General features: G+C 68.7%; 4 protein-coding genes. 2 read left to right on the plus strand and 2 right to left on the minus strand.

From position 1 onward, the window contains the following. Together glmU and AC1DU6_RS21800 are read left to right on the plus strand one after the other, a co-directional pair. Window positions 1–1,234: bifunctional UDP-N-acetylglucosamine diphosphorylase/glucosamine-1-phosphate N-acetyltransferase GlmU (glmU, locus tag AC1DU6_RS21795; RefSeq protein ID WP_477859548.1), on the plus strand; the 1,234-nt coding region annotated here is incomplete at its 5' end. A 107-nt stretch (window positions 1,235–1,341) separates the two neighbouring features. Beyond that, window positions 1,342–1,761 (plus strand): hypothetical protein, encoded by a 420-nt coding sequence (locus tag AC1DU6_RS21800; protein WP_457323500.1) that lies wholly within the window; start codon window positions 1,342–1,344, stop codon window positions 1,759–1,761. Between the two features lie 65 nt (window positions 1,762–1,826). Here the strand turns inward: AC1DU6_RS21800 and AC1DU6_RS21805 are convergent, their stop codons facing one another. Together AC1DU6_RS21805 and AC1DU6_RS21810 are read right to left on the minus strand one after the other, a co-directional pair. Then, a complete protein-coding gene (locus AC1DU6_RS21805; protein WP_477859550.1) occupies window positions 1,827–2,987 on the minus strand; it encodes a BON domain-containing protein in 1,161 nt (386 codons plus the stop codon). A gap of 146 nt (window positions 2,988–3,133) precedes the next feature. Then, window positions 3,134–3,988, minus strand: a complete 855-nt coding sequence (locus AC1DU6_RS21810) for a phytanoyl-CoA dioxygenase family protein (protein ID WP_477859552.1) — start codon at window positions 3,986–3,988, stop codon at window positions 3,134–3,136. Between the last annotated feature and the right edge of the window lie 237 nt (window positions 3,989–4,225).

Consider the following 4,225-nt stretch of genomic DNA (forward strand, 5'->3'; position numbering starts at 1 on the left):
CGTCATCACCGGGCATGGCGCCGACCAGGTCGAGGCGGCCGTCTCGGCTGACGGCATCTCCTTCGTGCGCCAGATGCCCCAGCTCGGCACCGGCCACGCCATCCAGCAGGTCGTGCCGGCGCTGTTGGGTGAAGGCACCACGCTGATCCTGAACGGCGACGTGCCCCTGATCGAAACCACCACGGCCAAGGCTCTCATCGACGCCTGCGCCGGCCACGCCCTGGTGCTGCTGACGGTCGACCTCGCCGATCCCACCGGCTACGGCCGCRTCATCCGCGACCCCGATGACGGCGGCGTGCTCGCCATCGTCGAGCACAAGGACGCCACGCCTGAGCAGCGCCTCGTCCACGAGGGCTACAGCGGCATGATGGCCGCGCCCACTGCAGCGCTCAAGCGCTGGGTCGGCCAGCTGACCAACAACAATGCCCAGGGCGAGTACTACCTGACCGACATCGTCGCGATGGCCGTCGCCGAGGGCCTGCCCGTGCTGGGCATCAAGGCCCACAGCGAGATCGAGGTGCTGGGCGTCAACGACCCCGTGCAGCTCTCCCAGCTCGAACGCGCCTTCCAGGTCCGCCAGGCGGAAGGCCTGATGCGCGCCGGCGTGCGCCTGGCCGACCCGGCCCGCTTCGACCTGCGCGGCACGCTGACGCACGGCCAGGACGTCGAGATCGACGTGAACTGCGTCTTCGAGGGCGAGGTGAGCCTGGGCGATGGCGTGCGCGTTGGCGCCAACTGCGTGATCCGCAACGTGACCATCGCCGCCGGCGCACGCATCCACGAGTTCACCCACATCGACGGTGAAGCAGCGGGCGCCAGCGTTGGCGAGGGTGCGCTGATCGGCCCCTTCGCCCGCCTGCGGCCCGGCGCACAACTGGGCGCCGAGGTGCACATCGGCAACTTCGTCGAGGTCAAGAACTCGACGCTGGCCAAGGGCGCCAAGGCCAACCACCTGGCCTATCTGGGCGACGCCACCGTGGGCGAGCGTGTCAACTATGGCGCGGGTTCGATCACGGCCAACTACGACGGCGCCAACAAGCACCGCACAACGATCGGCGATGACGTTCATGTCGGCTCCAACTGCGTGCTGGTGGCGCCCATCAAGATCGGCAATGGCGCCACCATTGGCGGTGGTTCCACCATCACCAAGGACGTTACTCCCGGTGACCTCGCTGTCGCCCGCGGCAAACAAGTTGCATTGACTGGCTGGACCCGTCCCACGAAGAAGCGTTGAATAGTGACTTAGTTCCGGCGATTGCTTCACGCCGCTCGAGGTGAGGGGGCACTTGCCGGGCCAGCCCGCCGTTAGGATGGCCCTGTCTCACGAACACCGCAGTACCCATGGCCCACGAACTCGACTTTGCCGCGCTCTCGCTTGACGATGCCGTCCCGGCGGATCTGGGTGCCTATGAGATCGCCCAGGCCCAGAGTGAGGCGGATGCGCGCAACCGCGCCCTCGAACTCAAGGCCCAGGCCTGCGACAACGCCGCCGAAGCCTGCTGGTACCTGGCCCGCAGCCTGGGCGCCGCACGCGACCTGCCGCAGGACGGCGAAGCCAGCCTGGAACTGCTGTTCCAGCTCATCGGCGCCTTGGCTGACCTGCCCACCGAGATTGCCGCGGCGCCGCTGCCAGCAGTCACTGGCGGCCGTGACGACGGCATCAGCGAACTCTGCCAGCAGCTCGAGGCCGCCCGCGAGTTGACCGAGGAAGCGCTGATTGACGCCGAACTGGCGCCCGCCCGCAGCCAGCACTGCCACTGAACCCAGCCCCACAGCACAAACGCAAAAGGCGCCCCTGAGGGCGCCTTTGCCATTGGCGTGGACGCTTATTGCTGGCTTGTCGGCGCCTGGCTCACCACCGCAGCCGGCGGCACCGTCAGGCGGTTATCGACGGCCTTCACGCCACCCGTTGAGGACGCGACGACAGTGGCTCGCTCACGGGTCTGGGTGTCGGGTGCCTGGCCTTCCAGCTTCACGACGCCATGGTCGGTGCTGACAGCGATGGGCACAGCGGCCAGCGTTGAATCGGCGGAGAGAGCTATGCGCACCTTGGCCGTGATGCCGCTGTCCTCGGCTGTCGGCAGGAGCTGCTGCGGAGGTTGCGGCTGCGCTTGAGCCTGGGCTTGAGGCGACGTGCCAGGCGCCGTCGAGCCGGCGACCGTGTCAGGCACAGCAGGCGTTGCCGAGGCCAGTGGCGGCGTAGCGGGCGGCATGGTTTGGGGCGTCGTCGCCKTGACCGGGCCGGCCGCGGTGGGCGGCATCACGATGGGCGCCGAGCCAGGCGGTACGCTGAGCGGCTGGGCGTTCGCTGGCGCGGCGGCCACGGTCGTCGGTGGCGGCAGGGTTGCAGCCGGGCTGGTCGGCGCGCCGCGCAACACCATGTCGGGTCGCGCCGCGGGCGCCGGCGCCTGAGCCACCACAGCGGGGGCGTCAGCGGCCGGCCGGGTCGTCGTCACCGGCGGGCCCAGACGAGTGGTCGCTGCAGGCTCAGCAGGCGCTGGCGCAGCAGCGACGGTGGTCGTCGTGCTGTCCTCTGCCTGTGACGCGGCCGGTGTCTCCGGCGCCGGGGTGGCGGCGGCAACTTCGGTCTGTGGCTCGGCGCTGCCAACCACGATGGCGGGCGGCGTGACAGGTGCCTCGCTCGGCCGGTTCATGGCCCAGATGGCCACAGCGGCGATGAGGGCGGCGCCGGCACCGGCGGGGATCATCCAGTTCATCTGCCGGTCACGCTGCAGCGATGCGGTGGCGGGCTGGGGTCGGGCGTGAACCGGCTCGACACGCGGCGTTTCGGCATGAAGCGGCGTCGTCGCCGACACCTTGGCCCCAACGCCGGTCGGCTTGAATCGCGCCGCGCCGACGGGGGGGACCTTGGCGGCGTGCAGAGGCGCGGAGCCACCGGCCTTCAGCGCGTCGGGCAGATGCTCGGGCTTGGTCTCCTCCAGGTGGTTGGCCCAGCCCTCGGCGTGCATCGATTTCGGGAATTTCATGTCGGCCTCCGGTCGTCGTTGTCGACGTTTGCGATGGAGCCGACTGTGAGGTGACCCGGCGGCGCGCCATGCCGGTGCAAGCTCCTTCGCCTTRTAGGACAAAGGGCTTGGGGTGTATGTACTTGTGACCGCTGTGAGGGCGCGGCTTAGAAACCCCCCACCGGCAACGTGCCGTCACGCTGCAGCCAGTTGCGCGGTGAATAGCGGCTGGCCGCGTCCGTCACATGCAGCGTGTAGGCATGGCGCGATTTGTCGGAGCGGTTCGCCGCCGAGTAATGCGGCAGCAGGCCGTGGAAGACGACCAGGGAACCCGCCTCGACCTCCAGTGGAATGGCCTGGCGGGAATCCGCCGCGGGCCAAGGCGTCGCGTCGATCTGCTCCATCCAGGCCTTGCGGCCCTCGCGCACAAAGCGCTCGCGCAGCACGCCGCGCTCGCCCTTGTGGCCGCCGGGCTCGGTCCACAGGCAGCCGTTGTGCAGCGTCGCATCCTCCAGCGCGAACCAGAAGGTAGTCACCGTGATGGGGTCGCYMTCGAAGAAGCTCGCGTCCTGGTGCCAGCGCACCTCACCGCCGATGCCGGGCTGCTTGAAGATGAACATGCTCTGCCAGACCTGCGGCTGCTTCAGCCCGAGCTCGGCCGCCACGCCGCGCAGCGCCTGGCCTTTGGAAAAGGCGCTGAAGACCGGGTCGAGGTCGTGCATCGCATGGCCGATCTTGTTGATGGCCAGGGCCTTGTCGACGCGCAGCCGGCCCTCGGCATCGAAGGCCTCCTCCTCGAAGAAGCAGCGCATCTGGTCGCCGCTGTCGAGAAAGTAGTCGTCGACATGGCGCTGCTGCTCTTCGGTAGTGAAGACGGGGCGCTGCTCGCCGGGATCGAAGGCATCGACGATGTCGAGGGCGCGCTGGCGCAGCGCGGCGATGTCGGCGGCCGTCTTGAAGCCGGGGATGACGAGATAGCCCTGTTCGGCGTATACGGAGGCAAGGTCGGCGGAGTTCGTCATGAGCTTGTAGGAAGGAGTTGTGCGGATTGTGTGACCAGTGCGGGGCGCCCACAGTGCGGCCACGTCAACACCCCGGGAGACTCCCGATGAAAGTGCTCAAGGTCCTGCTGATCGCCATCGTCGCGCTGCTGGTGTTGTGCGTGGGCGGCGGGCTGATGCTGTCGCCGAAGTACACGCTCTCGCGTACGGTGAAGATCAACGCCGCGCCGGACAAGATCTACGCCCTCGTCGCCGATC

Source organism: Roseateles sp. P5_B10, from assembly GCF_056400485.1.